At 67.6% G+C, this 22,587-nt stretch carries 20 protein-coding genes and 1 tRNA gene; 13 read left to right on the forward strand and 8 right to left on the reverse strand.

All coding sequences use genetic code 11. The features are described 5' to 3' along the window. Positions 1 to 3 precede the first annotated feature (3 nt). Together PHLH3_RS08555 and PHLH3_RS08560 are read left to right on the forward strand one after the other, a co-directional pair. Positions 4 to 1,191 (forward strand): efflux RND transporter periplasmic adaptor subunit, encoded by a 1,188-nt coding sequence (locus PHLH3_RS08555; RefSeq protein ID WP_213628900.1) that lies wholly within the window; start codon positions 4 to 6, stop codon positions 1,189 to 1,191. Between the two features lie 10 nt (positions 1,192 to 1,201). After that, positions 1,202 to 2,737: a DHA2 family efflux MFS transporter permease subunit gene (locus tag PHLH3_RS08560; RefSeq protein ID WP_244863003.1), complete on the forward strand. Its 1,536-nt coding sequence runs from the start codon at positions 1,202 to 1,204 to the stop codon at positions 2,735 to 2,737. A 141-nt stretch (positions 2,738 to 2,878) separates the two neighbouring features. Here the strand turns inward: PHLH3_RS08560 and PHLH3_RS08565 are convergent. The 3 genes from PHLH3_RS08565 to mobA form a co-directional block, all read right to left on the reverse strand. Beyond that, positions 2,879 to 2,955 (reverse strand) — tRNA-Pro (locus tag PHLH3_RS08565). 185 nt (positions 2,956 to 3,140) lie between these two features. Next, positions 3,141 to 3,362, reverse strand: coding sequence for a YgdI/YgdR family lipoprotein (locus PHLH3_RS08570; protein WP_021219560.1), 222 nt, complete (start codon positions 3,360 to 3,362; stop codon positions 3,141 to 3,143). An 84-nt stretch (positions 3,363 to 3,446) separates the two neighbouring features. After that, complete coding sequence (mobA, locus tag PHLH3_RS08575) at positions 3,447 to 4,034, reverse strand: molybdenum cofactor guanylyltransferase MobA (RefSeq protein WP_213628902.1); 588 nt, start codon at positions 4,032 to 4,034, stop codon at positions 3,447 to 3,449. Between the two features lie 72 nt (positions 4,035 to 4,106). Between mobA and moaB the strand changes: the two genes are divergently transcribed. Next, the gene (gene moaB, locus PHLH3_RS08580) at positions 4,107 to 4,646 is read left to right on the forward strand and encodes a molybdenum cofactor biosynthesis protein B (protein ID WP_173173724.1); all 540 of its coding nucleotides are present in this window, start codon (positions 4,107 to 4,109) and stop codon (positions 4,644 to 4,646) included. Further along, positions 4,643 to 5,857 (forward strand): gephyrin-like molybdotransferase Glp, encoded by a 1,215-nt coding sequence (gene glp / locus PHLH3_RS08585; RefSeq protein WP_213628903.1) that lies wholly within the window; start codon positions 4,643 to 4,645, stop codon positions 5,855 to 5,857. The genes moaB and glp overlap by 4 nt, the downstream gene beginning before the upstream one ends. A gap of 148 nt (positions 5,858 to 6,005) precedes the next feature. Here the strand turns inward: glp and PHLH3_RS08590 are convergent, their stop codons facing one another. Continuing rightward, on the reverse strand, positions 6,006 to 7,028 hold the full coding sequence (locus PHLH3_RS08590; protein ID WP_213628904.1) for an AraC family transcriptional regulator: 1,023 nt from the start codon (positions 7,026 to 7,028) through the stop codon (positions 6,006 to 6,008). Between the two features lie 132 nt (positions 7,029 to 7,160). On the opposite strand from PHLH3_RS08590, the gene PHLH3_RS08595 reads away from it, so the two are divergent. From PHLH3_RS08595 to PHLH3_RS08605, 3 genes are read left to right on the forward strand one after another with little or no spacing between them, the layout of a single operon-like run. After that, on the forward strand, positions 7,161 to 8,756 hold the full coding sequence (locus PHLH3_RS08595) for an FAD-binding oxidoreductase (protein WP_213628905.1): 1,596 nt from the start codon (positions 7,161 to 7,163) through the stop codon (positions 8,754 to 8,756). A gap of 2 nt (positions 8,757 to 8,758) precedes the next feature. Beyond that, complete coding sequence (locus tag PHLH3_RS08600) at positions 8,759 to 10,336, forward strand: glycerol-3-phosphate dehydrogenase/oxidase (RefSeq protein WP_213628906.1); 1,578 nt, start codon at positions 8,759 to 8,761, stop codon at positions 10,334 to 10,336. Between the two features lie 16 nt (positions 10,337 to 10,352). After that, positions 10,353 to 11,912 (forward strand): FGGY-family carbohydrate kinase, encoded by a 1,560-nt coding sequence (locus tag PHLH3_RS08605; RefSeq protein ID WP_213628907.1) that lies wholly within the window; start codon positions 10,353 to 10,355, stop codon positions 11,910 to 11,912. A gap of 132 nt (positions 11,913 to 12,044) precedes the next feature. Here the strand turns inward: PHLH3_RS08605 and PHLH3_RS08610 are convergent, their stop codons facing one another. Continuing rightward, entirely contained in the window at positions 12,045 to 12,743 is a 699-nt protein-coding gene (locus PHLH3_RS08610; RefSeq protein ID WP_111262731.1) for a pirin family protein, read from the reverse strand. Between the two features lie 210 nt (positions 12,744 to 12,953). On the opposite strand from PHLH3_RS08610, the gene yegS reads away from it, so the two are divergent. The 3 genes from yegS to PHLH3_RS08625 all read left to right on the forward strand — a co-directional run bounded on the left by yegS (position 12,954) and on the right by PHLH3_RS08625 (position 15,803). Further along, positions 12,954 to 13,859: a lipid kinase YegS gene (yegS, locus tag PHLH3_RS08615; RefSeq protein WP_213628908.1), complete on the forward strand. Its 906-nt coding sequence runs from the start codon at positions 12,954 to 12,956 to the stop codon at positions 13,857 to 13,859. 130 nt (positions 13,860 to 13,989) lie between these two features. Next, a complete protein-coding gene (locus tag PHLH3_RS08620; RefSeq protein ID WP_213628909.1) occupies positions 13,990 to 14,916 on the forward strand; it encodes a chemotaxis protein CheV in 927 nt (308 codons plus the stop codon). An 83-nt stretch (positions 14,917 to 14,999) separates the two neighbouring features. Continuing rightward, complete coding sequence (locus PHLH3_RS08625; RefSeq protein ID WP_173173740.1) at positions 15,000 to 15,803, forward strand: MOSC domain-containing protein; 804 nt, start codon at positions 15,000 to 15,002, stop codon at positions 15,801 to 15,803. Positions 15,804 to 15,874: 71 nt separating this feature from the next. Here the strand turns inward: PHLH3_RS08625 and PHLH3_RS08630 are convergent, their stop codons facing one another. Continuing rightward, on the reverse strand, positions 15,875 to 17,803 hold the full coding sequence (locus tag PHLH3_RS08630) for a transglycosylase SLT domain-containing protein (RefSeq protein ID WP_213628910.1): 1,929 nt from the start codon (positions 17,801 to 17,803) through the stop codon (positions 15,875 to 15,877). 180 nt (positions 17,804 to 17,983) lie between these two features. Between PHLH3_RS08630 and PHLH3_RS08635 the strand changes: the two genes are divergently transcribed. Together PHLH3_RS08635 and PHLH3_RS08640 are read left to right on the forward strand one after the other, a co-directional pair. Next, positions 17,984 to 19,903 carry an ATP-binding cassette domain-containing protein gene (locus PHLH3_RS08635; protein ID WP_213628911.1) on the forward strand — a complete coding sequence of 640 codons (1,920 nt, stop codon included), beginning with the start codon at positions 17,984 to 17,986 and terminating at the stop codon, positions 19,901 to 19,903. 23 nt (positions 19,904 to 19,926) lie between these two features. Further along, a complete protein-coding gene (locus PHLH3_RS08640) occupies positions 19,927 to 20,613 on the forward strand; it encodes a hypothetical protein (RefSeq protein WP_173173747.1) in 687 nt (228 codons plus the stop codon). Between the two features lie 20 nt (positions 20,614 to 20,633). Here the strand turns inward: PHLH3_RS08640 and PHLH3_RS08645 are convergent, their stop codons facing one another. Next, positions 20,634 to 21,074, reverse strand: a complete 441-nt coding sequence (locus PHLH3_RS08645) for a universal stress protein (RefSeq protein WP_111262738.1) — start codon at positions 21,072 to 21,074, stop codon at positions 20,634 to 20,636. Positions 21,075 to 21,161: 87 nt separating this feature from the next. On the opposite strand from PHLH3_RS08645, the gene PHLH3_RS08650 reads away from it, so the two are divergent. Beyond that, complete coding sequence (locus PHLH3_RS08650) at positions 21,162 to 21,599, forward strand: hypothetical protein (RefSeq protein ID WP_213628912.1); 438 nt, start codon at positions 21,162 to 21,164, stop codon at positions 21,597 to 21,599. Between the two features lie 50 nt (positions 21,600 to 21,649). Here PHLH3_RS08650 and PHLH3_RS08655 read toward each other — a convergent pair whose 3' ends face one another. Further along, the gene (locus PHLH3_RS08655; RefSeq protein WP_213628913.1) at positions 21,650 to 22,462 is read right to left on the reverse strand and encodes a hypothetical protein; all 813 of its coding nucleotides are present in this window, start codon (positions 22,460 to 22,462) and stop codon (positions 21,650 to 21,652) included. Between the last annotated feature and the right edge of the window lie 125 nt (positions 22,463 to 22,587).

The following is a 22,587-nucleotide window of genomic DNA, read 5'->3' on the forward strand; positions in this document are numbered from 1 at the left end:
ACCATGACCACCCAGACTTCGGAAACCGCCGTCCAAGGCAACCCCAAGCGCAAGCGGATGCTGCTGATCCTGCTCGCCGTGATCCTCATCGTCGCCGCCCTCGCCTTCGCCTGGGAGCAGCTCTTCGGCCGCTGGAGCGAGCACACCGACGACGCCTACATCGGCGGCAACGTGGTGCAGATCACCCCGCAGACCGTGGGAACCGTCACCAGCATCGGCGCCGATGACGGCGACCTGGTGCACGAAGGCCAGGTGCTGGTGCGCTTCGATCCGAGCGACGCGGAGATCGGCCTGCAGCAGGCCGAGGCCAACCTCGCGCGCACCGTGCGCCAGGTGCGTGGGCTCTACAACAGCGTGGATGGCTACAAGGCCGAGGTGGCGGCGAAGAAGATCGCCCTGCAGAAGGCCCGGGCGGACTTCGACCGCCGTCGCAACCTGGCCAAGGATGGCGCGATCTCCCAGGAGGAACTGGCCCACGCCCGAGACGCCCTGGATTCCGCGCAGAGCGCCCTGACCAGCGCCGAGCAGCAGCTCAATACCAGCCGCGCGCTGGTGGACGACACCGTGATCGCCTCCCACCCTGACGTGAAGGCCGCTGCCGCCACCCTGCGCCAGGCCTACCTGGAAGACGCCCGCGCCACCCTGGTGGCACCAGTCACCGGTTACGTCGCCAAGCGCACCGTGCAGCTTGGGCAGCGCGTGCAGCCCGGCACCGCGCTGATGGCGGTCATCCCCCTGGACCAGGTGTGGATCGACGCCAACTTCAAGGAAACTCAGCTGAAGAACATGCGCATCGGCCAGCCGGTGGAGATCGAGTCCGACCTCTACGGCGGCGACGTGAAATACAGCGGCACGGTGGACAGCCTGGGCGTCGGCACCGGCAGCGCCTTCTCCCTGCTGCCGGCGCAGAACGCCACCGGCAACTGGATCAAGATCGTCCAGCGCGTACCGGTGCGCATCCGCATCAACCCCGAGCAGCTCAAGGAGCACCCGCTGCGCATCGGCCTGTCGATGAACGTCAAGGTCGACCTGCACGACCAGAGCGGCCCGTCCCTGGCCCAGCAGGCACCGAAGAAGCCGCTGTTCGCCACCGACGTGTACCAGCGCCAGCTGGCGGAAGCCGACCAGTTGATCGAGCAGCTGATCCACGCCAACGGCCCGGATGCCGCCCACAAGACCGCGCAGCGCTGAGACGGCGACCATGAGCGATAACGCAGCAGCCAGCTTCACCCCGCCGAACCTGGTGCTGGCCACCATCGGCCTGTCGCTGGCGACCTTCATGCAGGTGCTCGACACCACCATCGCCAACGTGGCGCTGCCGACCATCGCCGGCAACCTGGGGGTGAGTTCGGAGCAGGGCACCTGGGTGATCACCTCCTTCGCGGTGAGCAACGCCATCGCCCTGCCGCTGACCGGCTGGATGAGCCGTCGGGTGGGCGAGGTGCGCCTGTTCATCGGCGCCGCGCTGCTGTTCGTGCTGGCGTCGTTCCTCTGCGGCGTGGCCCAGTCGATGAATGCCCTGGTGGACTTCCGCGCCCTCCAGGGCTTCGTCGCCGGGCCGCTGTACCCGATCACCCAGACCCTGCTGCTGTCGATCTATCCACCGGCGAAACGGGGCATGGCCCTGGCGCTGCTGGCGATGGTGACGGTGGTGGCGCCCATCGCCGGGCCCATTCTCGGCGGCTGGATCACCGACGACTTCAGCTGGCCGTGGATCTTCTTCATCAACCTGCCCATCGGCCTGTTCGCCGCCTTCGTGGTCTACCAGCAGTTGCGCAAGCGGCCGGTGGCGCTCAAGCGCGAGCCCATGGACTGGATGGGGCTGGCGACCCTGGTGATCGGCGTCGGGGCGCTGCAGATCGTGCTCGACAAGGGCAACGACCTGGACTGGTTCGAGTCGGACTTCATCGTCGGCGGCACGGTGATCGCGGTCATCGCCCTGGCGGTGTTCATCATCTGGGAGTTCACCGACCGCCACCCCATCGTCAACCTGCGGCTGTTCCGCCACCGCAACTTCAGCGCCGGCACCCTGGCGCTGGTGGGGGGCTACGCGGCCTTCTTCGGCATCAACCTGCTGTTGCCGCAATGGTTGCAGACCCAGCTCGGCTACACCGCCACCTGGGCCGGCCTGGCGGCGGCGCCCATCGGCCTGCTGCCGGTGATCATGTCGCCGTTCGTGGGGCGCTATGCGCAGAACTTCGACCTGCGCGTGCTGGCCAGCCTGGCGTTCTTCGCCATCGGCGCCAGCTGCTTCATGCGGGTGTCCTTCACCACCGAGGTGGACTACCTGCACATCGCCCTGGTGCAGCTGTTCATGGGCTTCGGCGTGGCGCTGTTCTTCATGCCCATCCTCAGCATCCTGCTCTCGGACCTGCCGCAGAACGAGATCGCCGACGGCTCGGGCCTCGCCACCTTCCTGCGGACCCTGGGCGGCAGCTTCGCGGCCTCGCTCACCACCTGGATCTGGATACGCCGCGCCGACCAGCACCACGCCTACCTCACCGAGCACATCAGCACCTACGACCCGGGCACCCGGCAGATGCTGGAGCAGATGGGCGGCATGAGCCAGCAGAACGCCGCGTCCCTGGACCACATCGTCACCGGGCAGGCGTACATGATGTCGACCATCGACTACTTCACCATGATCGGCTGGGTCTGCATGGGACTGATCCTGCTCATCTGGCTGGCCAGGCCGCCGTTCGGCGCCAAGCCCGGTGCCGCGGCCAACGCCCATTGATGGAGGAGGACCGAGCGTAGCGACGCCCGGTACGACAGAGCCCGATGCCTGTGCATCGGGCTTCTTTTTTGCGGAAGGAGAGGAGGAGGCTTTTTCGCAGGCAATAAAAAACCCGCCTATCAAGGCGGGTTTTTCGGGATTTGGTCGGAGCGACTGGATTCGAACCAGCGACCTTCTCGTCCCGAACGAGACGCGCTACCAAGCTGCGCTACGCTCCGTGGAATGAGCGCGCATTCTACAGAAAACTTTTTGGTCGACAAGGGGTTAGCTGAAATTTTTTTAGCGGGCAGGGCTGCCGCGGTGTCCAGGGCGCTGCCCATGGCGGGGCGGAAAAAACGAAGCCCGCCGCAAGGTGGCCTGCGGCGGGCTTGGCCGGGAGACCGCGAAGGTCGCCGGGTGGGGCTCAGAGTTCCTTGATGGTGCGGACCTGGTCCTTGTTGACCTTGGCGCGCTTGCCGTCGAGTTGCTCGAACTCGTAGAAGCCGGAGTCATCGTCGTAATCGGGCTTGTCCACGGCCTGGATCTCGCGGCCGTCGTTCAGGGTGATCACGGTGGGGGACGAGCAGCCGGCCAGGGTGACCAGGCCGAGCGCGAGCACGAATGCGGGAATGATCCGCTGGTTCATCTTCCATCTCCTTGATGAATGAACGGGAGGTTCTCGGGCTCTGACGGAAAACCGGCCGGCAAAGTTCCGGAAGCCCGCTGCAATTCATGCCGATCCGCGCGGAGTCTCCAGCAGGTCCGGGGTGTTCAGGTTGGCCAGGCGTGGGTCGCCCACCGGGCATTCCACGGCGATCGGGTCGAGGGTGCGGAGGATGCGCTGGGGGCTGCGCTCGCCGGCCTGCCAGGCGTGCTCGATCTGCGGCAGAAGCGCGCGTGGCAGCACGCTGAACAGCGGTTCCCAGAAGCCGCCCTGGTGCAGCATCACCGGGCGCTCGCCGGCCTCGCGCAGCAGCGCATCGAGCAGCGCGGCGTCCACCAGCGGCGCATCGCAGGGCAGTACCAGCAGGTGCGCGTGGCGTGCGGCGGCGAGGCCCGCGCGGATGCCCGCCAGCGGGCCGGGGTAGTCGGGGCTGTCGTCCGCCACCAACTGGTCCGCCCACTGCGCATAGCGCTCGGCGTTGCGGTTGCAGGAAATGATCAGGTCGTCGGTGAGCCCGCGCGTCGCAGCGTGCAGCCAGGCGATCAGCGGCCGCCCGCGCCACTCCACCAGGCCCTTGTCACGGCCGCCCAGGCGCTGGCCACGGCCGCCGGCGAGCAGCAGGACGGAGCAGGGAAGGGGGGCGTTGCCGGGCATGGGCGGGCTCTCGGGATGGGGCGGCGCTGTGATATAACACCGGGCATTCTGTCCTACAACTGGAAGCCTGCCATGAACCACAAGGCCGAGGCGGTATTCGTGCCGCTCGATATCGCCGTCCTCACCGTCAGCGACACCCGCAGCCTGGAGACCGACACCTCCGGCCAGCTCTTCGTCGACCGCCTCACCGCCGCCGGCCACCGCCTCGCCGCCCGTGTGCTGCTCAAGGACGACCTGTACAAGATCCGCGCCCAGGTGGCGACCTGGATCGCCGAGGATCAGGTCCAGGTGGTGCTGATCACCGGCGGCACCGGTTTCACCGGCCGCGACAGCACCCCCGAGGCCATCGCCTGCCTGCTGGACAAGCAGGTGGACGGCTTCGGCGAGTACTTCCGGCAGATCTCGGTAGCCGATATCGGCACCTCCACCATGCAGTCCCGCGCCCTGGCCGGCCTCGCCAACCGCACCCTGGTGTGCAGCGTCCCGGGCTCCACCAACGCCTGCCGCACCGCCTGGGACGGCATCCTCGCCGAGCAGTTGGACAACCGTCACCGCCCCTGCAATTTCGTGCCGCACCTGACCCGCGTCGACGCCTGCGAGAGCCGCGGATGAGTGGCTGCGACCACCCCGGCCTGATGCCGGTGGAGGAGGCCCAGGCGCGGCTGCTGAAGCTGGCCGGGGAGGCCCCGATCCGCGAGCAGGAGGACGTCGCCCTGGCCGATGCCGATGGGCGCGTGCTGGCCGAGCCGCTGGTGGCCGGGCTCGACCTGCCGCCCTGGGACAACAGCGCGATGGATGGCTACGCGCTGCGCCTGGCCGACTGGACCGGCGAGCCGCTGGTGGTCAGCCAGCGCATCCAGGCGGGCAGTGCCCCCGGCCCGCTGCAGCCGGGAACCTGTGCGCGCATCTTCACCGGCGCGCCCTTGCCCGAGGGCGCCGACACGGTGGAGATGCAGGAGAACGCCGAGGTGCTCGACGATGGCCGCGTGCGTTTCCTCGAAACCCTCAAGGCGGGGCAGAACGTGCGCCCCAAGGGCCAGGAGACCCGCACCGGCGAAACGGTGCTGGACGCCGGCACCCTGATGGGCCCCATCGAGATGGGCCTGGCCGCCACCCTGGGCGTTGCGCGCCTGCAGGTGCGCAGGCGGCCTCGCGTGGCCGTGCTCTCCACCGGCGACGAACTGGTGGCGCCGGGTCAGCCGCTCGGCCCGGGGCAGATCTACAACAGCAACCGCACCCTGCTGGTCGCCTGGCTGCGTCGCCTGGGCTGCGAGGTGGTCGATGGCGGCATCCTCGCCGACGACCTGGAGCTGACCCGCAAGGCCCTGGGCGAACTGACCGGCGTCGACCTGATCCTCTCCACCGGCGGCGTTTCCGTCGGCGAGGCGGATTTCCTCGGCGTGGCCCTGCGTGAAGCGGGCGAGCTGGCGCTGTGGAAACTGGCGATCAAGCCGGGCAAGCCGCTGACCTTCGGTCATTTCCAGGGCGTGCCGGTGATCGGCCTGCCGGGCAACCCGGCATCCACCCTGGTGACCTTCGGCCTCTTGACCCGGCCCTACCTGCTGCGCCGCCTCGGCGTGGACAAAGTCGCGCCCCTGGGCTTCCCGGTACCGGCCGGCTTTACCTGGAGCAAGCCGGGCAACCGCCGCGAATACCTGCGCGCCCGCCTCGAAAACGGTCGCGCGGTGATCTACCGCAACCAGAGTTCCGGCGTCCTGCGCAGCGCCGCCTGGGCCGAAGGCCTGGTGGAAGTGCTCGAAGGCACCACCCTCGCCGAAGGCGACGCCCTGCGTTTCATCCCCCTGAGCGAACTGCACGCCTGATCCGGCCTGCCCCGCCCGCGCAGCCCGGGCTACTTCCAGGTCTCGTCGGGCATCGGGCCGTAGGTCGGGGCAACCCGACAGCTCAGTTCGATACCCCTCGCAGGTTTCACCCGCCCTACATGCCGCCAAGCCCCGCAGTGCCGCCTGATCACCCCTGCCGCCTGGCCTCGCGGTATTCACCGGGCGTCTGGCCGGTCCAGGTCTTGAAGCTGCGGTGGAAGGAGCGCGATTCGGTGAAGCCGAGGTAGCTGGCGATGTCCTGGATGGCCAGGTCGCTGCGCAGCAGGTAGTGCTCGGCGAGTTCCTGGCGCAGTTCGTCGAGGATCTGCTGGTAGCTGGTGCCGGCCTGCTGCAGGTGGCGCTGCAGGGTGCGCACCGTCATGTGGAATTTCTCCGCGACCCGCTCCTTGCGCGGCAGGCCGTCCTTGAGCAGCAGGCGCAGGGCGTTCTTCACCCGTTGCGGCAGCGGCTCGTCCTGGTCCAGCCCGGCCATCAGCGCCAGGGCGTGCTCTTCCAGGGTGCGCAGCAGGTTGGCGTCGGCCTGGCGCAGGGGCACGCCGAGGTATTCCAGGGGTACCAGCAGGGCGTTGCAGGGCTGGCCGAAGCGGACCGGGCAGCCGAAGACCTCCTCGTAGTCCTCCAGGCGGGTGCCGGCGGGCTGGGCGTGCTCGAACCAGACCTCGCGGGGCGAGCGCTCCATGTCGGCGATCCAGCGGGCGTAGAGCAGCCAGGAGGCGAGCACGTTCTCCACCATGTGGCGGCGGATCTCCGCGGCTTCGTGGCGGCAGTTCCAGATCAGGCGGATGTGGTCGTCGGCAGCCTCGATGCGGCTGGTGCCCATGTCGCCCACCAGTTTCTCGTAGGGGACGATGCGGCTCATCGCCTCGCCCAGGGTGGCGCAGTTCATGGTGATGTAGCCGAGCACGCTCCACGAGCCCGGCTGCACGAAGCGCGCGGAATGCAGGCCGAACAGCGGGTCGCCGGAGACCGCCATCAGGTGCTCCAGCAGGCGCTCGTGAGCCTCGCTGGGCATGCGCTTGCCGTTGTCGGCCAGCTCCTCGGCGCGGATGCCGGCGGCGTCGAGCGCAGCGGCCACGTCCAGGCCGAGGTGCTCGGCGTGGCGCAGGTACTTGAGCAGGGCGGGGACGGATGTGTAGCCGAGGGAATCCATGGTTTCTTCTTGTTCTGAAATGTCTTGATTGGCGATAGCCACTGTCCCGATCCGACAGTGACGCCCTTGCGCGGCTGGCTAGTATAGGCACCCATTGAAAACCTCCGAAACAACTCGAACAAGGAGATGGGCATGCGACGCTGGAACGGCTGGGGCGACGAGTCGACCGTGGTGGAACTGCCGGCCAATGGCACGGATTTTCTCGCTCAGCGCGTCGGCGCCGGCCAGCGCCTGGACGATGCCACCCTCGCGCAGGTGCTGGCCCAGGTGCCGCCCTCGCGACTGCCGCCCCACGTGCTGGTCAGCCAGGACGCCGAGGAGCGCGTGCGTCATGCCCGTGGCCAGAGCCTGCCGGACTGGCTGGCGATGCGTGAAGGCCGCTTCGAGGTGTTCCCCGACGGCGTCGCCTACCCGGAAACCGCCGAGGGCATCCGCCAACTGATGGCCTGGGCGAAGAAGCACGATGTGGTGCTCATCCCCTACGGTGGCGGCACCTCGGTGGCCGGCCACATCAACCCGCAGGCCGGCGAGCGCCCGGTGCTGACGCTTTCCCTGGAGCGCATGAGCCGCCTGCTGGACCTGGACGAGCAAAGCCTGATCGCCACCTTCGGCCCCGGTGCCAACGGCCCGCAGGTGGAAAGCCAGCTGCGGGCCAGGGGCTACACCCTCGGCCACTTCCCGCAGTCCTGGGAGCTCTCGACCATCGGCGGCTGGGTCGCCAGCCGTTCCAGCGGCCAGCAGTCCCTGCGCTACGGGCGCATCGAGCAGCTGTTCGCCGGCGGCACCCTGGAAACCTTCGACGGCCCGCTGGAGCTGCCGACCTTCCCGGCATCCGCCGCGGGGCCGGACCTGCGCGAGGTGGTGCTGGGCTCCGAAGGCCGCTTCGGGGTGATCTCCGAGGTGCGCGTGCGGGTCACCCGCCTGGCCGACCAGGAAAGCTTCTACGCCGTGTTCCTGCCGAACTGGGAGCAGGCCCTGGCAGGCATCCGCGCGCTGGCCCAGGCCCGCGTGCCGTTGTCGATGCTGCGCCTGTCCAACGCCATCGAGACCGAGACCCAGCTGGCCCTGGCCGGCCACCCCGAGCAGATCGCCCTGCTGGAGAAGTACCTGGCCTTCCGCGGTGCGCGCACCGGCAAGTGCATGCTCACCTTCGGCGTCACCGGCAACCGCCAGCAGAACGCCGTGTCGCTGCGCCAGGCGAAGAAGCTGCTCAAGGGCTTCGGCGGCGTGTTCACCGGCACCCTGCTGGGCAAGAAGTGGGCGGAGAACCGCTTCCGCTTCCCCTACCTGCGCCACGGCCTGTGGGATGCCGGCTACGTGGTCGACACCCTGGAGACCGCCACCGACTGGATCAACGTCGACACCCTGCTGAACAAGGTGGAGGCCAGCCTGCGTGACGGCTTGGCGGAGGAGGGCGAGCGCGTCCACGTCTTCACCCACCTGTCCCACGTCTATGGCGAGGGTTCCAGCATCTACACCACCTATGTGTTCCGCCCCGGTGCCAGCTACGAGCAGGCCCTGCAGCGCTGGAGCCGGCTCAAGCGCGCGGCCAGCGAGGTGATCGCACACAACCGCGGCACCATCAGCCACCAGCACGGCGTGGGCCGTGACCACGCGCCCTGGCTGCCGGTGGAGAAGGGCGAGCGCGGCATGGCGGTGCTCAAGGCGCTGGCCGGGCATTTCGACCCCGAGGGCCGCCTGGCCCCCGGCGTGCTGATCCAGGATTGACCATGCAGCCCTGGAACGCGGTCTGGCGCGAGCGCGCGCTGCCGGAGCTGGCGGCGCGGGACTGGGACCTGATCGTCGTCGGCGGCGGCATCACCGGTGCCGGCATCCTCCGCGAGGCGGCCAGGCGGGGCTGGAAGTGCCTGCTGCTGGAGCAGCGCGATTTCGCCTGGGGCACCTCCAGCCGCTCCTCGAAGATGGTCCACGGCGGCCTGCGCTACATCGCCAAGGGCCAGTTCGGCCTGACCCGCGACTCGGTGCGCGAGCGCCAGCGCCTGCTGGCCGAGGCGCCGGGACTGGTCGATCCGCTGAGCTTCGTCATGCCCCACCGCGGCGGCTTTCCCGGCCCCCGTGTGTTCGGCAGCCTGCTGGCGGTCTACGACGCCCTGGCCGGCAAGCGCAACCACCTCTATCACTCGCTGCAGCAATTGCGTTTCCTCACTCCCGGGCTGGATGAGGCGAAGTTGCAGGGCGGCACGCAGTTCTTCGACGCGGTCACCGACGACGCGCGCCTGGTGATGCGCGTGCTGGCCGAGGCCCGCCGCGACGGCGGCGAGGCGCTCAATGGTGTGCGCGTGGTGGAACTGACCCGCGAGCAAGGCCGGGTCACCGGCCTGGTGGCGGAAGACATCGAGAGCGGCCGGCGCTTTTCACTGCGCACCCGCGCCGTGGCCCAGGCCACCGGCGCCTGGGCCGATCGCCTGCGCCGTCGCGAGGGCAGCGAGCACATCCGCCCGTTGCGTGGCAGCCACCTGCTGCTGCCCGGCTGGCGCCTGCCGCTGGCCCACGCCATCAGCTTCATGCACCCGGACGATGGCCGGCCGGTGTTCGTCTTCCCCTGGGAAGGCGCGACCGTGGTCGGCACCACCGACCTGGACCACCGCGAAGAACTGGACCTGGACGCGCGCATCAGCCCCGGGGAAGTCGACTACCTGCTGGCCGCCTGCCGCGAGCAGTTCCCGGCCGCCGCCATCGGGCGCGCGGACGTGCTCTCCACCTGGGCTGGCGTGCGCCCGGTGGTGAGCGATGGCGAAGGCTCGCTGAAGCCTTCCGACGAGAAGCGTGAACACGCGCTGTGGATCGAACCCGGCTGCGTGACCCTGGCCGGCGGCAAGCTGACCACCTTCCGCCTGCTGGCGCTGGAGGTGCTGCGTGCCTGTGCGGCCTTCACCGGCCGTGCCGTGGACGATCTCGGCGCGGCGGTGTTCACCCCGGCGCCGGGAACGAACCTGGCAGGCCTGGGGCCCCTGGTGCATCGGCGCCTGGCGGGGCGGCACGGCCCTGAGCTCGCCGCCATCGCGCGGCTGGTCGAGGCGCTGGGCAGCGAGCGCGTCGGCGCCACCGATACGCTCTGGGCGGAACTCGCCTGGGCGGCCGAGGGCGAAATGGTGCTGCACCTGGACGACCTGCTGTTGCGTCGCACCCGCCTGGGCCTGCTGCTGCCTGGCGGCGGCGCGGCGCTGATGCCGCGCGTCCGTACGCTGTGCCAGGCTCGCCTCGGCTGGAGCGACGCGCGCTGGGAAGACGAGGAACGGGCCTATGCTGCGCTCTGGCAGCGCAGCTACAGCCTGCCCGCAGAATAAGAACAAGGAATCCACCGTGAGCGAGAAGAGCTACCTGCTGGCGATAGACAACGGCACCCAGAGCGTGCGCGCGCTGCTGTTCGACCTGGACGGCAACCTGGTGGGCAAGGGCAAGGTGCCGCTGGAGGCCTATTACTCCAGGCAGCCCGGCTGGGCCGAGCAGGACCCGGAGTACTACTGGTCGAGCCTCGCCGAGGCCTGCCGCCTGCTGTGGGAGTCCGTGGACATCGACCGCAGCCTGATCCGTGGCGTCTCGGTCACCACCCAGCGCGGCACGGTGATCAACGTCGACGAGCAGGGCCAGCCGCTGCGCCCGGCGATCATCTGGCTGGACCAGCGCCGCGCCGAGGTCGAGGGGCGTATCAAGGGCCCCTGGGGCTGGCTGTTCCGCCTGCTGCGCATCGAAGGCACGGTGGACTATTTCCGCGCCCAGGCCGAGGTGAACTGGGTGTCGCAGCACCAGCCGGACATCTGGCAGCGGACGCACAAGGTGTTGCTGCTGTCGGGCTTCCTCACCCATCGCCTGTGTGGCCGCTACGTGGATTCGGTGGCCTGCCAGGTGGCCTACCTGCCGTTCGACTACAAGCGCCTGGACTGGGCCTCGCCCAAGGACTGGAAGTGGCAGGCGATGCCGGTGCGCCGCGAGCAGTTGCCGGACCTGTTCAAGCCCGGCGAGCGCCTGGGCAGCATCAGCGCCGAGGCCAGCCGCCTGACCGGTATCCCCGAGGGCCTGCCGTTGATCGCCGCCGGTGCCGACAAGGCCTGCGAGGTGATGGGCTCGGGCGGCGTGGAGCCGGACACGGCGTGCCTGTCCTACGGCACCACGGCGACCATCAACACCACCCGGCGCAGCTACCTGGAGACGATTCCCTTGATCCCGCCCTACCCGGCGGCGATCCCCGACCACTTCAACACCGAGGTGATGATCTACCGCGGCTTCTGGATGGTCAGCTGGTTCAAGCAGGAGTTCGGCCTGCGCGAGATGCAACGGGCCAAGGAGCTGGGCGTGGAGCCCGAGGCGCTGTTCGATGAACTGGTCGACAGCGTGCCGCCGGGCTCCATGGGCCTGATGCTGCAGCCCTACTGGACGCCGGGTATCCGCGAGCCGGGGCTGGAGGCCAAGGGCTCGATCATCGGTTTCGGTGACGTGCACACCCGCGCGCACATCTACCGCGCCATCCTCGAGGGCCTGGCGTATGCGCTGCGCCAGGGCAAGGAGCGCATCGAGAAGCGCTCGGGCACGCCGATCAGGCGCCTGCGTGTCTCCGGTGGCGGCTCGCAAAGCGATGCGGCCATGCAGTTGACGGCGGATATCTTCGGCCTGCCGGCCGAGCGTCCGCATGTCTACGAAACCTCGGGGCTGGGCGCGGCCATCGATTGCGCGGTGGGGCTGGGGCTGCACCCGGACTTCCCCACGGCGATCCGCGCCATGACCCGTGTCGGCCAGGTGTTCCACCCGGACCCGCAGGCGCAGCGCACCTACGAGCGGCTCTACCAGGGCGTTTACCAGCGCATGTACCGGCAGCTGAAGCCGCTGTACCAGAAGATCCGCGAGATCACCGGGTATCCGGCGTGATGGCGCCGCCCGGCGTCTCGGTGGTGGGCGTATCGCGAAGGAATTCGCTCCCGCACATGCGAAGGCGGTCTAGCGCGGAATGAAAAACGCCCCCGGAGCGGAACCCCGGGGGCGTTTTCGTTGAGGGCCTGATCAGGCGACGTCGACCAGCACGATCTCGGTGTCTTCGCTGGCGGTGAAGCTCAGCACCTCGACATCGCGTATCGCCACGCCGTCGCGCGCCTCGGCGGCCACGCCGTTGACTTCATAACGGCCCTGGGCAGCCACCAGGTAGGCCTTGCGGCCGTTCTCCAGGCGGTATTCCGCCTGCTGGCCAGCCTTCAGGGTGGCGGCTACCAGGCGGGCGTTGGCGCGGATTGGCAGGGCATCGCTGCCCTCGTCTATGCCGCTGGCCAGGGTCACGAAGCTGCCGGCGCGTTCACCTTTCGGGAAGGGCTTGGCACCCCAGGACGGCGCGGCGCCGAACTCGGTGGGCATGATCCAGATCTGGAAGATCTTGGTCGTCTCGCCTTCCAGGTTGTACTCGCTGTGGGCGATGCCGGTGCCCGCGCTCATCACCTGCACGTCGCCGGCTTCGGTGCGGCCCTTGTTGCCCAGGTTGTCCTGGTGGGTGATCGCGCCTTCGCGGACGTAGGTGATGATTTCCATGTCCCGGTGCGGGTGCGGCGGGAAGCCACTGTTGGCGGCGATCTCGTCATCGTTCCAGACGCGCAGCTGGCCCCAGTTCATCCGCGCCGGGTCGTGGTACTCGGCGAAGGAGAAGTGGTGACGGGCGTTGAGCCAGCCGTGGTGGGCACCGCCGAGCTGGTTGAAGGGGCGTACTTCGATCATGGGAATCTCCTCGTTGCTCGCAGGTGGTTGGGCTCTGCGGCGTGTTGGAGGCCATTTTTCATCAAGTTCGTATCGACAAAAAGCGTAAATAATTCAACAAACAGATCGACATATTAGATATTTGTGTAATCCGTCTCTGACGCTTGTCTGAAGTTGTTCCTACGGTGCGAGGCATATACTCGACCGATTCCCCGGTGAATGGAGTGGTTCATGAGCGAGCGCAAGGCGTTGCTGATCCTGCATGGAAAACAGGCACTGAACGAGGAGGTGCGCGCAGCCGTGCAAGCGCGTCGCGATGCGGGATGGGAACTGGCGGTGCGCGTCACCTGGGAGGGCGGCGACGCCCGGCGCATCGTCGGCGAGGCGCTGGACGCCGGTTACCGGACCCTGATCGCCGGCGGTGGGGACGGTACCTTGCGCGATGTCGCCGAGGCCATGGCGCTGGCCGGGGAGGACGCGAGCCTGGCGTTGCTGCCCCTGGGCACCGCCAACGACTTCGCCCGTGCCGCCGGCGTGCCGTTGCTGCCTGGCGAGGCGCTGGCGCTTCTGGACGTGGCGCCCCGGTCGATCGACCTGGGCGAGGCGGATGGGCGGCTGTTCCTCAACATGGCCACCGGCGGCTTCGGTTCGAAGATCACGGCCAACACGTCCGAGGACCTGAAGAAGGTGCTGGGCGGCGCGGCCTACTTTCTCACCGGGCTGACGCGATTTTCCGAGGTGCACTCGGCCTTTGGGCGCTTCAAGGGGCCTGACTTCGAATGGGAGGGCGAATTCCTCGCCGTGGGCATCGGCAATGGCTGCCAGGCCGGCGGTGGCCACGTGCTGTGTCCCAATGCGCGGGTGGACGACGGGTTGCTGGAGTTGTGCATCGTGCCGGCCCCGCAGGACGTGGTGGGCACGCTCGGCACCCTGCTTTCAGGCGGCATCGGCGGGGTGGACGCGGTGTCGGTGAGTGCGCGCCTGCCCTGGGTCGAGGTGGAGGCGCCCGAGGGGCTGGACATGAATCTCGACGGAGAACCCATGGAATGCAGGCAGGTTCGCTTCAATGCGCGCCGCGACGCACTACGCTTACATCTGCCGTACGGTTCTCCGCTGTTGCAGGACGGACGGCAGTAACCGGCTTCTGGTGCCGTCGACCCGCCTGGTGCATGATGGCGCCAGGCCATGATCGCTACAGTTATACGGCCCTCTGCCGATAACGCAGGTGCAGCCGCAGTCTGGCTCGAACATTCAACAGGAGCACGCAATGGCCGGTATTCTCGACACAGTCGATCAACGCACCCAGCTGGTGGGCGAGAACCGCCTGGAAATCCTCATGTTCCGCCTGGCCGGCCGCCAACTGTTCGCCATCAACGTGTTCAAGGTGCAGGAAGTCCTGCAACTGCCGAAGCTGACCCTGATCCCCCAGCGCCATCCCTTCGTCTGCGGTGTGGTCAACCTGCGCGGCCAGACCCTGCCGGTGATCGACCTGTCCCGCGCCATCGGCATGCGCGCGCTGGTGCCGGATGAACGCAGCACCATCATCGTCACCGAGTACAACCGCTCCGTGCAGGCCTTCCTGGTGGGGGGCGTGGACCGCATCCTCAACCTCAACTGGGAGTCCATCCAGCCGCCGCCCGGCGGTGCCGGCCGCCAGCACTACCTGACGGCCATCACCAAGGTGGAGGACCAGATCGTCGAGATCATCGACGTGGAAAAGGTCCTGGCCGAGATCGTGCCGATGAGCACCCGGGTGTCCGAGGAGCGCCTGAGCAACCCGCTGCTGGACAAGGCCCGTGGCCGCGAAGTGCTGCTGGTGGACGATTCCAACGTCGCCCTGACCCAGCTGCGCGAAACCCTGTCGCAACTGGAGATCCGCACCCACGTAGCCAGCGACGGCCTCAAGGCGCTGAACCTGCTGAAGAAGTGGGCCGATTCCGGCGAGGTGATGACCGACAAGCTGCTGATGATCTTCACCGACGCCGAGATGCCGGAGATGGACGGCTACCGCCTGACCACCGAGATTCGCAACGACCCCCGCCTGCGCGACCTCTACGTGGTGATGCACACCTCGCTCTCCGGCAGTTTCAACGACGCCATGGTAAAGAAGGTCGGCTGCGACAACTTCCTCTCCAAGTTCCAGCCGGACAAGCTGGTGGACGTGGTGGCCGACCGCCTGAAGAAGGATGAGTGACCTTTTTGCGAGCCGGGGTTGAGGCCCCGGCCCGCGATTCCGTATAACGGGGCCTTCGCTGACCGCCCAAGGATGCCGGCCCCATGTTGCGTCTCTCCGCCCTCTATCGTTTTCCCATGAAATCCGCCATCGGCGAACGCCTGGAGCGTGCCGAGCTCGATGGCCTCGGGCTGGCCGGCGATCGGCGCTGGATGCTGGTGGACGCGAGCAATGGCCGCTTCCTCACCCAGCGCGCGCTGCCGCAGATGTCGCAGCTGAGCGCGTTGTGGAACGCCGAGGGCGGCCTGACCCTGGCCACCGCCGGCCGGCCGTCGCTCGACGTGAAGCTGCCCGATCCCGACAGCGACCTGCGCGGGACCTTCATCTGGAAGGATTCCATGCGGGTACCCGATGCCGGCGATGAGGCCGCCGACTGGCTCAGCGCCTTCATCGGCAAGCCCACACGCCTGGTGCACGTGCCCGAGAAACGCGCCCGGGATATCCCCGGTAGCCTGCTGCCGGAGGAGAAGGTCGGTTTCGCCGATGGCTTCCCGCTGCTGCTGATCGGCCAGGCCTCGCTGGATGATCTTTCCAGCCGCGTCGGCCGTCCGTTGGAGATGCTGCGCTTCCGTCCCAACCTTGTGGTGGAGGGCGGCGCGCCCTTCGCCGAGGACGAGTGGAAGCGCATCCGCATCGGCGGCGTCGAGTTCAGCGTCGCCAAGGGCTGCACCCGTTGCATCCTCACCACCATCGACCCCGCCACCGGTGAGCGCAGCCCCGACCGCGAGCCCCTCACCACCCTCAAGACCTACCGTGAGCGTGAGGGCGAGGTCTATTTCGGCCAGAACCTGATCAACCGTTCCAACGGCACGCTGGAAGTGGGGATGGACGTCGAGGTGCTGGAGTAACCCCGCAGCGGATTTCATCCAGGAAACGAAACGGGCGCCACATGGGCGCCCGTTTGCATTCCGGCGAGGGATCACTGGTCGTCGAAGAAACGCTCGTGCCAATCCACCAGGGGCTGCGGGGCGTTGAGCTTCTGGCCGTAGATCACCGAGTAGGACAGTACGTTCTGCACGTACTGGCGGGTTTCGTCGAAGGGGATGCTTTCCACCCAGACGTCGAAGGCCAGGTGGTTGGCCCCCTTGAGCCACTGGCGCACGCGACCGGGGCCGGCGTTGTAGGCGGCGGAGGCGAGTACGCGGTTGCCGTTGAACTGGCCGTGCACCTGGCTGAGGTAGGCGGCACCGAGCTGGATGTTGACGTCCGGGTTCAGCGCCTGTTGCGGCGAGGCCAGGGGGATGCCGAACTTGCGTGCGGTCTCCTTGGCGGTGCCGGGCATCAGCTGCATCAGGCCCATGGCGCCGACGCCCGAGCGCGCATCGGCCATGAAGGCGCTTTCCTGGCGGGTGATGGCGAAGACCCAGCTGGAGTGCAGGCCGCGCAGGCGTGCCTGCTGGGTGAGGGAGGTGCGGTGGGCTATGGGGAAGCGGATGTCCAGGTCGTCCCAGTACTGGGCCTGGCTGATGGTGCGGATGGCCGGGAAATACCACTGCATGTCGTAGGCGAGCTTGGCCTGGGCGACCAGTTCGTCGCGGCTGAACAGGCGGCTTACGTAGTACCACTCGCGGCGACCATCGACGATCTGGCCGCGATCGTGGAATTCCAGTGCGCGGCGGATGCCGGCGGTGTTGCGTACCTTCTGCACCAGGCGCGGGTCGAGGGCCAGCGGCTTGTTGTTGAGCTGGTAGGGCGCCTGGATGCGGTCGGCGGCGAGGAAGCCGTAGAAGTCGCGCTCCTTGGCCAGGGGCTGGTAGAGGCGGGCGGCTTCGCCGCTCTGCGGCTGGGCCAGTTGCAGGCTGCGGGCCTGCCAATAGCGCCAGCGGTTGGTGTTCGCCAGCTCGGCGGGCATCTGCTTGGTCAGCTTGTAGGCGTCGTCCCACTGGCCCAGGCGCAGCAGCAGGCGCGCGCGCCACTCGCTGACGGTGTTGTCGCGCAGCTTGGGGTCGTACTGGGTCATGACCTTGAGGGCGCGCGAGTCGTAGCGCTTGGCCAGGGTCAGGCCGATCTCGCGGGCGATGGCGACCTTCTCGCTGCTGGAGAATTTCATCCGTGCGGCGTAGCCATCGAGGAGGGACATGGCTTTTTCCGGATCCTGGCGGGCCAGGCGGCGCAGGCCCAGGCCGACCACATCGGCCATGGCCTTGTCGGCCGGCGCGAAGCGGGCGGTCTGGCTCAGCATCTGCGGGTTCTGCGCGACATCCAGCAGCAGCTTGCCCTGGGCCTGCAGGGTCGGCAGGCTCTTGACCAGGAAGCCGGCCAGGCCGTAGTTGCGCGCCTCGGCGGCGAGCTTGGCGCGACGCCAGCGCATCTGCTCGGTCATCTGGCCTTCGGCGCGCCAGAGGTCGAAGAGCACGTCGCAGGCTTCCGGCTGGGACTTGCCCACCAGCCAGAGCTTCTCGGCGCTCTTGTAGCCCTCGGCCTTGAGGCCGTTCTTGATCTGGTACTGGCCATAGAGGCAGTCCAGTTCGGTGAAGTTCATCTTCGGGTCGTAGTAGTTGACGAAGGTCTTCCACTCGCCGCGTTCGGCCAGCCAGCGCAGCCAGCGCAACTTCATCCAGTTGGCCTGGGGCAGGTCGCCATGCTCGGCGAGGAACTTCTCGATCTCGTCGTTGCTGGCCCATTTCAGGCGCGCGGTCAGCTCGTCATAGGCGAGATAAGGCTCCAGCGGGTAGTCGGCCAGGGCCGTGGCATAGCGCTTGTAGGGGCCGCTGTCGCCCTTGGCGAGGGCACGCTTGGCCTCGTCGTACATCTGACGTTGCTGGGCAAGAGGGACCGCGTGGGCTGCATCGAGGGTGACGGTGGTGAGAAGCAGGCAGGAGAACAGGCTGAGCAGACGACCGCGCATGACACTTCCGGGTAGAGAAATCGTATGGGGCAACGGCCTGGCCGCCACCGGACCTGCGTAGCTTAGCCTGTTGCCCGGCCCGGGTGAAATCCGATCCGGCGGAGGAAACATGATGAAAAAATGGCGGATATGCCGGGGCGCAAACCGGGTAGAATGCGCCCCCTGTTTTCGGAGGCGCCCATGACCCTGCTCAAGTTCAGCGATGTATCCCTTGCCTACGGCGCCATGCCGCTGCTGGACAAGGTGTCATGGCAGATAGCCCGTGGCGAGCGGGTGTGCATCATCGGTCGCAACGGCACCGGCAAGTCGAGCATGCTGCGCCTGGTCAAGGGCGACCAGCATGGCGATGACGGCGAGATCTGGCGCGCCCCGGGCCTGAAGATCGGCGAGTTGCCGCAGGAGTTGCCGCGCGCCGACGACCGCACGGTGTTCGACGTGGTGGCCGAGGGGCTGGCTGGCGTCGGCGCGCTGCTGGCCGAGTATCACCACCTCAGCCAGAACATCCACGGCGACGAAGACCTGAACAAGCTGATGCACGTGCAGCAGGAGCTCGAGGCGAAGGATGGCTGGCGCCTGCAGCAGCTGGTGGACAGCACCCTGAGCCGCCTGCAACTGCCGGCGGACAAGACCCTGGCCGAGCTTTCCGGCGGCTGGCGTCGCCGCGTGCTGCTGGCCCAGGCGCTGGTTTCCGAGCCGGACCTGCTGCTGCTGGACGAGCCCACCAACCACCTGGACATCGGCGCCATCGCCTGGCTGGAAGAAGCGCTCATGGGCTTCGGCGGCGCCGTGCTGTTCATCACCCACGACCGCTCGTTCCTGCAGAACCTGGCGACGCGCATCCTCGAACTGGACCGTGGCCACCTGATCGACTGGAACGGCGACTACGCCAGTTTCCTGGTGCACAAGGAGCAGCAACTGGCGGCGGAAGAGACCGCCAACGCGCTGTTCGACAAGCGCCTGGCCCAGGAGGAGGTGTGGATCCGCCAGGGCATCAAGGCCCGCCGTACCCGTAACGAGGGGCGCGTGCGCGCGCTGAAGGCCATGCGTGCCGAGCGTGCCGATCGCCGTGAGCGCCAGGGCAAGGCCACCATCCAGCTGGAGTCCGCGGAGAAGTCGGGCAAGCAGGTGATGGTCGCCGAGGGCGTGAGCTTCGCCCATCCGGGCGGCGCCCCGCTGATCCGCGATTTCTCCCTGGTGCTGCAACGCTCCGACCGCATCGGCCTGCTGGGCGCCAACGGCACCGGCAAGACCACGCTGCTCAAGCTGCTGCTGGGCGACCTGGAGCCGACCAGCGGCAAGATCGAGGTCGGCACCAAGCTGGAGGTGGCCTATTTCGACCAGTTGCGTCACCAGCTCGAGCCCGAGAAGACGGTGATCGACAATATTTCCGAGGGCCGCGACTTCATCTCCATCGATGGCCAGAACCGCCATGTGCTGAGCTACCTGGGCGACTTCCTGTTCAGCCCGCAGCGTGCCCGCACGCCGGTCAAGGCGCTGTCGGGCGGTGAGCGCGCGCGCCTGTTGCTGGCCAAGCTGTTCAGCAAGCCGGCCAACCTGCTGGTGCTGGACGAACCGACCAACGACCTGGACGTGGAAACCCTGGAGCTGCTGGAGGAAGTGCTGCTGAACTTCCCGGGCACCGTGCTGATGGTCAGCCACGACCGGGCCTTCCTCGACAACGTGGTGACCAGCACCCTGGTGTTCGAGGGGGAAGGGCGCGTGCGCGAGTACGTAGGTGGCTACCAGGACTGGCTGCGCCAGGGCGGTTCGCCGCGCCTGCTGGGCGTGGGCGAGACCAAGTCCGGCAAGGCCGAGCCCACCGCTACGGTCGCTCCGGCCCCCGTCGAGCCCGCACCGGTAGCGACCGCCAGCGAGGCGCCGAAGAAGAAACTCAGCTACAAATTGCAGCGTGAGCTGGAAGCGCTTCCCGGCCAGATCGAGACCCTGGAAGCGGAGATGGCGGCGGTACAGCAGGAAATTTCCGACCCGGCGTTCTACCAGCGGCCCGCGGAGCAGACCCGTGCCGTGCTGGAGCGTTTCGAGCAGCAACAGCAGGAGCTGGATCGCCTGCTGGAGCGCTGGGCCGAACTGGACGACTGAAGAATCACCGAGCTGGAGAGCCCATGGCTGTCGAGTACCGCATCACCCTGGATGACGAACACGAGTTCAGCTACCGCATCGAGCTGGATCGTCAATACGATCAGGAGCGCGCGCTGGCCGCGCCGAAATGGACGCGCCTGGAGTTCCAGCAGTGCAGCAACTGCCCGCTCTCCAGGGACAAGTTCAGCCATTGCCCGGCGGCGGTCGACCTGCACCGGGTGATCGAGGACTTCCACGGGCTGCCTGCGTTCAAGAAGGCGGTGTTCCTGGTGCGCACCCCGGAGCGGGAGTACACCAAGCAGGTGGGCCTGGAAGAAGGGTTGCGGGCGTTGCTCGGGGTGATCATGGCGACCAGTGCCTGCCCGGTGCTGGGCCGCCTCAAGCCGATGGCCCAGCAGCACCTGCCATTCGCCAGCAACCAGGAGTTCATCCTGCGCGCCGTATCGCTCTATCTCGCGCGGCAGTACTTCAATTTCCGCGAAGGGCGGCATGCGGACTGGGAGCTGAAGGGGCTGGTGCGTCTGTTCCAGCAATTGCAGCTGGTCAACCAGGCGTTCTGGCAGCGCATCCATGATGTGTGCGATGGCGATTCGAACCTGAAGGCCTTCCTGACCTTCTTCTCGATGGCATCGAGCATGACCTACTCGCTGGAAACCCAGCTGCAGAAGATCCGCCCGCTGGTCATGAGCGCCGACGAAGGCTTCTTCTGAGGCCTCCGCCGGCGGGTGGGTCAGTCGTTCTTCTTGAGGCGGACGGCGATCACGTCGCAGGGCGCACCATGCAGGACGTCATTGGCGGTGGAGCCCAGCAACAGGGCGAGGCCGTGGCGGCCGTGGCTGCCGACGACGATGAGGTCGCAGCCCTGTTCCTCGGCCAGTCGGTGGATTTCCTGGCGCGGCTGGCCGTAGGCCAGGTGGCGCTGTTCGGCGAGCAGTTCCGGGTAGAGGCCGGCGAAGCCATCCAGGCGTTCCCGTGCCTGTTCGAACTGCTGCTGCTGGAGCATCGAGAGGTCCATGGGTACGTCACCGCCGAAGGCCATGGCCATGGGTTCGACGATATGCACCAGCGACAGCTTGGCCTGGGTCGCCAGGGCAAGAGCCTGGGCACGGCGCACCACCGGGTGGCACTCGTCGGTGAGGTCGACGGCGACCAGAATGTGCTTGTAGGGCATGGGTGACTCCTCCTTAAGGTTTGCGCTTGGACTCAGTATGGCCGCCACGGGTGCCCAGCGGCATGATTTTCATCATGGGATGACGTTATGACCCTCTGGTTGGTGCTATTTCTCCTGCTCGCCGTGCTCAGCCCGCTGGTCTGGCTGGTGCCTTCCAAGGGGCAGCGAGGGCGCATGGAGTTGCGCATGCAGGCGAGGCGGATGGGGCTGGCCATGCAGCTCTCGCGCCAGGAGTGGCCCCATTGGTTGCCGGTAGAGCCACCTGCCTCCTGCGCCCAATATCACCGCCCGCGCCCTCGCGGGGCACCCGGTGCCTGGTGTTATTGGCAGGTGGCGCCCGGGCAGTGGCAGAACCAGTGGCGCGAGCCGCTGGAGGACCCGGCGATGCTGGCGCGCTTTGCAGGGCTGCCGTCGGATGTCTACAAGATCGAGGCCAATTCCCAGATGATCGCCCTTTACTGGGGCGAGCGGGGCACGCCCGAGGACCTGCAGCGCATCGCCGACGTGCTGCGCGCGGTGGTCTGATGCAGGCGTCGCCCGGGCCGCGCGATGGGCCCGGGTGGGGGCGGGGTATTTCAGAGCTGCGTCGCGGCGTATTGGGCCGAAACGCCTTCGAGCCCCTCGATGATGCTGTCGGAATACTTGTTGATCAGGAACGGCACGCTGTTTTCGTTGTAGTTCTGCAGCGATTTCTCGATGTAGCGCCACTTCGTGCCGATGCTGGTGAGCGCCTGCTTGATCTGCGGGGTGTTCTTCGGCTGCTGCTCAAGGGCTGCCAGCTGGCCGGCGAAGTCGCGCGCCAGTTCGTCGATGGGCTTGCCTTCGCCACCGCCGAAGAAGGACGCGCCGACCGAGGCGCTGCGAGAGGCGTAGTCGACGGCGATGGTCTGCATCAGCAGGCTCTGCTCGCGGCTTTGCTGGGTCAGCGGGGGGACGTTGACGCCGCTTTCCTGCTGGATCTTCCCGTAGAGCTCCTTGGCCATGGCCAGCAGCTTCTGGTTGCGGGCGGTCATGTCGGCGATGGGTTGCAGGTCGGTGAAACCCTTGGTCTTGAGCGCGACGACCAGGTTGGTCAGCTCACCGGAGTAGTCCTTCCATTGCTCGCCCAGTTGCGCGCGTAGGGCCTTGGACCCGTCGCCCGGCATTTCGGTCAGCTCCTTCAGGCGTGCATCCGCTTCCTGGACGGACTCATCGATCATCCGCGCGTAGCGCTGGTCGCCCTCCATGCCGTTGTACATATAGAAGTCGCCCAGGCTCTTCTGCGCGGCGAGGCGCATCTGGTGCAGCTTGAGCAGGCTGGTGGCGGGGTCGGCGGCTTGAGCGGGGATGGATAGGGTGGAAAGGGTGAGCAGGGTGCCCAGCAGAATGGCAAGCGTACGGCTCGTCATGTCGCTACTCCGTGTGCCTCTAGGGCGTCATCTAGTTGTTTTTGTTATTCGGCCTGTCCCGGCCGTAACGCGCGACTCTACCCGCCGCGCTGGCGTTTGGCTAGCGTGCGGCACGTCACGTTATC

It is taken from the genome of Pseudomonas sp. Pc102 (genome assembly GCF_018408275.1).
Taxonomy (GTDB): domain Bacteria; phylum Pseudomonadota; class Gammaproteobacteria; order Pseudomonadales; family Pseudomonadaceae; genus Metapseudomonas; species Metapseudomonas tohonis.

What these genes read in the sequence shown, in the direction of transcription:
- PHLH3_RS08560 (WP_244863003.1), top strand. Translation starts at nt 1,202, where the DNA reads ATGAGCGATAACGCAGCAGCCAGCTTCACCCCGCCGAACCTGGTGCTG.
- PHLH3_RS08570 (WP_021219560.1), bottom strand. Translation starts at nt 3,362, where the DNA reads ATGAACCAGCGGATCATTCCCGCATTCGTGCTCGCGCTCGGCCTGGTC.
- PHLH3_RS08650 (WP_213628912.1), top strand. Translation starts at nt 21,162, where the DNA reads ATGACCCTCTGGTTGGTGCTATTTCTCCTGCTCGCCGTGCTCAGCCCG.
- PHLH3_RS08620 (WP_213628909.1), top strand. Translation starts at nt 13,990, where the DNA reads ATGGCCGGTATTCTCGACACAGTCGATCAACGCACCCAGCTGGTGGGC.
- PHLH3_RS08555 (WP_213628900.1), top strand. Translation starts at nt 4, where the DNA reads ATGACCACCCAGACTTCGGAAACCGCCGTCCAAGGCAACCCCAAGCGC.
- PHLH3_RS08600 (WP_213628906.1), top strand. Translation starts at nt 8,759, where the DNA reads ATGCAGCCCTGGAACGCGGTCTGGCGCGAGCGCGCGCTGCCGGAGCTG.
- PHLH3_RS08590 (WP_213628904.1), bottom strand. Translation starts at nt 7,028, where the DNA reads ATGGATTCCCTCGGCTACACATCCGTCCCCGCCCTGCTCAAGTACCTG.
- PHLH3_RS08655 (WP_213628913.1), bottom strand. Translation starts at nt 22,462, where the DNA reads ATGACGAGCCGTACGCTTGCCATTCTGCTGGGCACCCTGCTCACCCTT.
- PHLH3_RS08625 (WP_173173740.1), top strand. Translation starts at nt 15,000, where the DNA reads ATGTTGCGTCTCTCCGCCCTCTATCGTTTTCCCATGAAATCCGCCATC.
- glp (WP_213628903.1), top strand. Translation starts at nt 4,643, where the DNA reads ATGAGTGGCTGCGACCACCCCGGCCTGATGCCGGTGGAGGAGGCCCAG.
- PHLH3_RS08635 (WP_213628911.1), top strand. Translation starts at nt 17,984, where the DNA reads ATGACCCTGCTCAAGTTCAGCGATGTATCCCTTGCCTACGGCGCCATG.
- PHLH3_RS08630 (WP_213628910.1), bottom strand. Translation starts at nt 17,803, where the DNA reads ATGCGCGGTCGTCTGCTCAGCCTGTTCTCCTGCCTGCTTCTCACCACC.
- PHLH3_RS08610 (WP_111262731.1), bottom strand. Translation starts at nt 12,743, where the DNA reads ATGATCGAAGTACGCCCCTTCAACCAGCTCGGCGGTGCCCACCACGGC.
- PHLH3_RS08595 (WP_213628905.1), top strand. Translation starts at nt 7,161, where the DNA reads ATGCGACGCTGGAACGGCTGGGGCGACGAGTCGACCGTGGTGGAACTG.
- yegS (WP_213628908.1), top strand. Translation starts at nt 12,954, where the DNA reads ATGAGCGAGCGCAAGGCGTTGCTGATCCTGCATGGAAAACAGGCACTG.
- PHLH3_RS08645 (WP_111262738.1), bottom strand. Translation starts at nt 21,074, where the DNA reads ATGCCCTACAAGCACATTCTGGTCGCCGTCGACCTCACCGACGAGTGC.
- PHLH3_RS08640 (WP_173173747.1), top strand. Translation starts at nt 19,927, where the DNA reads ATGGCTGTCGAGTACCGCATCACCCTGGATGACGAACACGAGTTCAGC.
- mobA (WP_213628902.1), bottom strand. Translation starts at nt 4,034, where the DNA reads ATGCCCGGCAACGCCCCCCTTCCCTGCTCCGTCCTGCTGCTCGCCGGC.
- moaB (WP_173173724.1), top strand. Translation starts at nt 4,107, where the DNA reads ATGAACCACAAGGCCGAGGCGGTATTCGTGCCGCTCGATATCGCCGTC.